Genomic DNA, 7,090 nt, shown 5'->3' on the forward strand with positions numbered 1-7,090 from the left:
ACAAAAAGGATAAACCTTACGGCTTAGATGATACGATGTTCATAAAAATTGGTCAGGCTCATGCGCTACCTGGACGACACTAAGCTATGGGACAAGATAGAGTATGTAGTTGGATGTTTGATATTTGCTGGGCTGTTTATTGCTACCGTTATCACATTCAGCACTGATATATTTGAAGCCACATTTTACATATTTCTTGCAACAATAATTGCTCCTTTTGTGAAAATAAATCCAATATTAAGACGGTATCTGTTAATCAGTGGATTTATATTTGGATTAGTCATGGGGTATTTTAGTTGAATGCGCCTAATCCCGCATTTCTCACAAGTTTGAAATGCAGAGGGGCAGAGGGGAAAGAACTTATACAATCTCTCCCCTGCTCCCCTGCACAGGCACAGGCTTTGAGCATTGGTGAGAAATCCGGGCTAATCTCCTAGATCGGGATTATCATCTTTTTCAAAAGAAAATTCCTGATTTTTATCAGTTTGAATAGGAGGTTGAGCTTGTTGTTTTGCAATTCGCTGCTGATTAAAAGCAACGATTTTTTGTGCTTCTTCATTTGAGAGGTTATTTGAGGTAATTGTAAACTCGTTAGTGTGGTCTTTATATGCAGCAAAAGCTTTTTGATTGGATTGGGTTTTGCGGTTAATATTGATAAACTGTATACCTTCTTTAATAAGTAATTGAAGTCTATAAAGAACACCTTCATAAACGCGGCCTTCATTTTTAGTATCTTGACCTTTAGCAATGATAGTTTGAACAACGGCAGGAATCAGGGACTTTTTGCTAAAGTCATCGCCTTGATGTTGTTTATTAACCTCTTGATTTGCTGGTGTGGAAGGAGTTGAATTAGTGTTTGCTTCCCCTTGAGCCATCATTTGTTGGAGGAATATATGCTTTCTTTGGGTAATTAGATTTTCAACTCTAGAGAAATTATTAGGCTGCTCAGTCACAATTTTTTCGGGTTGAGTGATACCGAATCTTTGAGAATATTCAGCCAGATATTGATTTTTAAGTTGTAGCCTATAATCTTCAACATTTTGAGTACTTTTAGTCAAAATACTTCTGAGATTATCTTCAAGATTTTGACGCGATTGTGAATCCAACTTAATGGGGGATTGTACTGTACTCTGTGGCGCTTTCTCTATCATTAGAGCCAGCCGATAAGCCATCATATTATTCGAGATCCCACTGTTGCGATTAATAGAAGCGATGGTTTCTCTAACATCTGTGGATTGCATAACTAAACTTCCAAGTTGTTTAACTGAGGTTCTGGATTGCGAGGCTGGTTTTGAGTTGGCTTCTGTGTTTTGGCATTCTGGGAAATCTTCGGACTATAAAAATTATTAATAGATTGTTCACGTAACAATTTTAAATCCTCTGTGATTTCGCTAAGTGGTGGCAAAATAATATCAGTTTTCCCATTAATAATAATTTCTTCTTTAGTTTGAATTAAAAATTTAAAATAAAGTTGTGACTGCTCACCCAAAGTTAGTTTAGCATTGGGGTCTTTTTGAAATCGCTCACGAAAACCTTCATTACCTTGGTTAGCTCCAGATGTCCACCTAACAGAACTCTCCAGTAAGTTCCAAATTTCAGCTAATGCTGGATGAAATGGTAAAAGAATATCACGAGTCGCATGGGCATTAGCAGCAGAATTAATTGTTGGGATTTGAAGTTTAGTTGCCAGCAGCCGGAGTTTGTCAATTTCTAATGAGGTAATAGCCATAGAATGAACTTGATGATTCATTTGTTCATCAGTCCGGCTCAAATCTAAATGTACAGCAACTCTAGTAGTTCCGTTATGTTCAGTTTTTAAAAGCTTGATATCGCCACTGTTTTCATCATTGGGAGTATAAGTAATTCGATAATTGCCTAATTCTAAATCGTGAGAGTTAAAGGCTTCTAAGGTACTTGTAAGTATTCTTAAGACTTCTAAAGATTTAAAGCTTTCAAGAATTTTATGAGTGCCATCAGGAGAAAGAGAACTTAGGGTGTTAACAATTTTCCTGGGGTCTTCATCAAGGTCAGGTAGCTCTTTACCTTGCTTTAAGGTATCTGCAACCGTTAAAAACTCCTGGCGTTCTATAGGTAAAAATTTATCTTGGGGTCTTTGAGTAATATTAATATGATATTGTGAGGCTTCAAACTCCATAATTGGATTATCTAAGTTTGTCGCCTGACGACGATGAATACTATAAGTAGATCGATTCTTTTTAATAAGAAAAGCATCGGCACGATAAACTGTAGAGCCATCATCTTGTTGAACGCCATAATTCTTGACAAGCTCTCTGGCAGCAAAAGCAATGTCTTGATTTTGTTTAGCTTCTAAAAACCTTCGAGGGATTGTTTGTTTATAAACTGTTACCTGTTTGATATTGACCCAACTGTTACCAGTAGGTATGCTGTTAGATGACAACAAATCCTTGTTGACACTAGAGGGTTTTTCAACAAAAGTTTTATTATCCTCTATGGTGTCAGAAATAATTTCGGATTGGCGACGACGGCGTTTCAATAGGTCTAATTCATCTAATTCATCTAATTCGTCTAATTCATCGACTGATATTGATTCCGTATTTTGTGAGTTCTGAGTGCTGCTCTGTTCTGAAGGCGGACTAACTTGAGATTGAGGGGCTTCGGGAATAAATACTCGAGCATTTGTTTGGGAATTAGTTTGTGAAAGAGGCGCAATTTTTTCCTTTATTTGTTGGGTTAATAATGTCTGTTGTATTCGTATGGATTTGATAATAGCAGCATACAGAGGGCGAGTATGGGATAAAGGAGATAGAGGACGCAGGGGAGTCAGAGAGGCTTTGGGAATAATTACTCGATCATTTGTTTGGGAATTAGTTTTTGGAAGAGGTGCAATTTTTGACTCTGTTTGCTGGGTTAATGATGCCTGTTGTACTTGTATAGATTTGATAGCAGCATATAGAGGGTGAGTACGAGATAAAGGAGGTAGGGGAGGTAGAGGAGGTAGAGGAGGTAGGGGAGATGTGGGGAGTGTGGGAGGTGTAGGAGTTGTGGGAGATGTGGGGAGTGTGGGAGGTGTAGGAGTTGTGGGAGGTGTGAGAGGTGTGAGGAGAATCTCACTTCCCCCCACACTCCCCCCACTCTCCCCACTCCCCATACTCTTAAGCTTTAACTCTTGTCCATTTTTGAGAAAAATAAATTGTCGCAGGTCAGGCAAAGGGTTATTTTGCCGCCAATCTTCAAAAGAAACCGCTAAGGCTTTGAGCTTTTCATAAACGGCTGCCCCTTGTGCGGCAATCAAATCGTCAACACCTTTTTCTGGCCCGGGTAAAGTGATTATTTTGACAGCAGCCCCATGATTGACCAAAAGTTGACTAGTTTTAATCAAAGCTTTGCCGACGTTGACTTGAGTTTTACTTTTGGAATCATGGTCAAAGCAGATTCTGATTTCTCTGCCATTGGTAGAAAACATGGCAATTTCGGAGCGTAATTGACTCTCAATTGGATTACCTTGGTCATCTTTGGAGCGATATGCAGCATTAACCCCTGGCAAGCCGATGGCAGCATCTCCTTGAGTCAAAACACTCGCAGCTTTCTTAGCACCTTCAACAATGGTTACTGGTATATTGTGTTTCCACACAGAATACCAAAAACCTGATTGGCGATCGCACTGGCTTGGATTAACGCCAGCTTTGGAGTAGATAAATTCAGCAATGTCTTTCGGTACTTCTAGTAAGAAGATACTAAGTTCATCTTTGTAAGGATGTTCATATTTGATAAATTTCCCAGGTTTTTGGACATCAGGTCTAGGAAAATCAGGTTTATAACAGCCCCAAAGTTTTTGTTTAGGCTGCTCCCCAGGTAGTAAATCACAGAAAGTGCGGGGGTCAACACCACCATTACACCACCAGCCATCAGTAGAATCAAGATATGCGTAAACTTGGAGAGTTTTATCAGTTAAACGACCAGCATTTTTACGCTCAATCTGGTCACTATACATTAAGTATTCCCAAGACTCATGGCACTGTTCTATGGAGTCATAATACAAAGACTTAAAATTGGCAGATACTATTAGAGGATGGATAGCGCTATTAACTACCAGTTCATACCAGTGTTTATGCTCAATATTATTTGGACGTGAATTAACAAATTCATCCATGTTTTTACTCTATTTCGGAGTAAGAATTATTATTACTGTGAGTAGAAAGAGTATTTGAAGTATTAGTTTGGTTTTGTTGATGAGCGTTTGTATTTGCTAAAGATTGTTCGACAATTTCTTCAACTGTTTTGGCTTCTTCTGGCTCTACGGGTAGAAAGTTATTAGTTTTGGGATCAACTTTTGCCCAAGAATAACCTCCACCTCCATCAAGTTTAAGAGCATAAGTATCTTTTCCTAGTTCAAATCTTGCTTTTTTATTCCATTGTTCTACGGTGTCAGCGCAAACGTATTTGATTAAAGGTGCTATGATATTTCTGGCAAAATAATCACTGCTTTTAGCGTAATTAGAAACTAGTTGTGAATGCCGTTCATCAAACATAAGTCACCCCACGGCTGGATTCAGTTTTAATAAGATTGGTTAAAGACTTTTGTAAAACGTCATATTGCTGTGATGTAGCACCGAGGCAATTTAAGTCAATCACTTCCCCCGATGGCATCACCCGATTAAAAATAAGATGGAATTCTAAAGAGTCTTGATGAAATTTCAGGAAAGTGACATATTGCAAATCATCCCAGCCGATGCCTTGGATATATTCATTGAGAATTTGTTCAGAAACATCCGGTGATAAATTAATCGGGAAACCTTTCAAAGTAATTTGAACATAAATTCCGACCTTTTTTAATCTTGGTCTTTGTTTACTTAAAACATGATAAGTATTAATGATCCAAGCGGGAGCATGAATGTTAACGAGATTGCCAGAGTTAATAGTCAATGTCTGCATTAGTTGATTAATTATCTCAAAATCAGAGAGAGCATATTCCTTAATCATTATTCTCATTATTTAATACCCTTGGAATTTGGCTCTGAGCATTTTCGTCTAGGATTGATTTAATTTCTCCAACGCTCAAGACTTTATTATTAGGATTGTTGTCTTGTTTAGCAGGTGGAGGGAAACGGTTATTGACATCATTAACTCTCAAATCTAAATCGTACTGAGTCGGATATCTCTGTGTACTTTTCCGAGCTAATCTACTGACGACTGGCTTCCATTTTTTTTCGTTGTATCTGTCGATGTCCCGGAGAATTTGAGGAATATTGATGCTTTTTAACTGAGGAACTGACCCCTCTTTCTTATTGGAGTATGCAGGATTTATGAAAACACATTTCCCGGCTGGCAGTTTTAAAAACTCTGCCGATTCAAATAGCTTTTTGGTTTTCTCTTGGTCGCTAATGGTATTATTGCTCTTTCCACCACCCGTGGATCTTGATTTATGCTTGTACCTAATTTCTTCATCTCCCAGAAACGAAGAAAACAATTGTGCTGATTCGTTCTCTCCAGGATTAAAAATAAATTTCGTACTGCAAGCACCAAGGATAGTCTTAGCAACTTCCCGACCATAATTCTTTTCCAACTGCCCCATATTCTGCCAGCCGAGGATGCCGCAGAAACCCTCACTTCGTGATTCATTTAACCATCTGAATAAATCGGGCAGATACAAGGAAGGTAATTCATCCAATGCAACTATCAAAGGGTCAGAGCGTTTTTTGGCTATATTTCGGGCGATGGTCATGTGGAGAACGCTAGTCATCAATGGTGCAACAGCATCTCGTCGCTCTCTGTCTAAACCGAAGATAATCATTTGTTTACCTTTAATTGACAGTGGTAAAGTGGTTTTACCAATAAAGCAACCCAGTGTGTTCTTGGCCATGAAGCGGGTAAACATAATACTAGCTGTGGCAACAATCCCGGCGACGGTTTTCTCACTCGCGGCGGAACTGAACAACTGACCAAAGGCAATCTTTACCCAAGGGTTGAGATTAGCAGACATTAACCGCGCAATCATCTGCTCACTAGACAAGATGGCGGCACTGGTCATGACATCCGCTCTATCTCCAAATTCTTTGGTTAACATCAATACAGCTTGGGTTAACTGATCCCCAGACGGGCCAAAAAATCCATCTTCATTAGAATTATTCAGAATGCGGAAGTTTTTATTGATGACCGTCGCAATCTGCCGAGCGTTTTCAGCGTCAGAAGAATCTCTTAAAAAATCCAGAGGGTTACAAACTTCTGATTCGGGAAATCCAGGGGCAAAAATATGGACATCGTAGCCAAGAGCTTTAGCATAAGCAGCAATTTTCGCCTGAGACGGATACTTAAAGTCATATAGTAAAATAGGGAACCCTTGGTCAATTGCGGAAAACAACATGGGATTAATGGCACTGAAAGTTTTCCCACTTCCGGGTGCGCCAATGGCAGCAGTTCCCCTTTGTACTTCTGGAATATAAATTGGTATTCCTCCACTACCAATTTGTTTTTTTGTACCTTTGAGTTGATGTCTGCCAATATATAAAGCGACACTATCACACCGAGGAGATTTTATCTGTTGTAATGCTTTTTTCTTAGCCGTATGACTCTCCTTTCTTCCTCCCCAATAGCTAGTAGCAATCTTCTTTTTATTACTACCATCGCCCAAAAATACTCTCATGAAAATGTAAGCACTAACTATTGCTAAAACTGTTAGTCCATTTGGTGTAAATAAAGTATTGGTATACTTACCAATACTGTCATGAGGATTTTGAAGCTGTTCAAATCGGAATGGTTGATTACTTGGCGAAGTAGTCAAATTATTACTCATACGTAACAATAGTTATTTTGGGACGTAATGGCACTCTTGTTAAGCGTAAATCATTGATGTTCCTGGCTAGGTTTCACATGAATCTTAGTGCCATTCAATCGGGGACGCTAGAAGGACTACCAAAAATAATTGGGTCTTTTTCATGGTAAGTAATGAATGGCACTGGCCCGATAAAATAGGGGGTACAAGTCCGACCAACAAAGGGAATATTCTTGCAGAAACGGAAAAACATAGCAGTGTTAACGGAACCGCTTGATTCATCTATATCCCAAACAACTTGTTTAAATGATTTACCAAAGGGATGACGACCAGTTGGCT

Annotated in this window: 5 protein-coding genes and 1 pseudogene; all 6 read right to left on the reverse strand. The window is 38.9% G+C overall.

Features of this window, described 5'->3' with window-relative positions:
- Positions 1–425 precede the first annotated feature (425 nt).
- Entirely contained in the window at positions 426–1,241 is an 816-nt protein-coding gene (locus LC608_RS35805; RefSeq protein WP_229558043.1) for a hypothetical protein, read from the reverse strand.
- 2 nt (positions 1,242–1,243) lie between these two features.
- Positions 1,244–4,132 carry a DUF3854 domain-containing protein gene (locus LC608_RS35810; RefSeq protein ID WP_229558044.1) on the reverse strand — a complete coding sequence of 963 codons (2,889 nt, stop codon included), beginning with the start codon at positions 4,130–4,132 and terminating at the stop codon, positions 1,244–1,246.
- Positions 4,133–4,136: 4 nt separating this feature from the next.
- Entirely contained in the window at positions 4,137–4,511 is a 375-nt protein-coding gene (locus LC608_RS35815; protein WP_229558045.1) for a hypothetical protein, read from the reverse strand.
- A complete protein-coding gene (locus LC608_RS35820; RefSeq protein WP_229558046.1) occupies positions 4,504–4,971 on the reverse strand; it encodes a relaxase/mobilization nuclease domain-containing protein in 468 nt (155 codons plus the stop codon). The genes LC608_RS35815 and LC608_RS35820 overlap by 8 nt, the downstream gene beginning before the upstream one ends.
- A complete protein-coding gene (locus LC608_RS35825) occupies positions 4,955–6,772 on the reverse strand; it encodes a type IV secretory system conjugative DNA transfer family protein (RefSeq protein ID WP_229558047.1) in 1,818 nt (605 codons plus the stop codon). The genes LC608_RS35820 and LC608_RS35825 overlap by 17 nt, the downstream gene beginning before the upstream one ends.
- Positions 6,773–6,866: 94 nt before the next feature.
- Positions 6,867–7,090, reverse strand: a pseudogene (locus LC608_RS35830) (hypothetical protein); the annotation flags it as partial.

The sequence above is a fragment of the Nostoc sp. XA010 genome, from assembly GCF_020829625.1.
In the GTDB taxonomy this organism is placed as follows: Bacteria; Cyanobacteriota; Cyanobacteriia; order Cyanobacteriales; family Nostocaceae; genus Nostoc.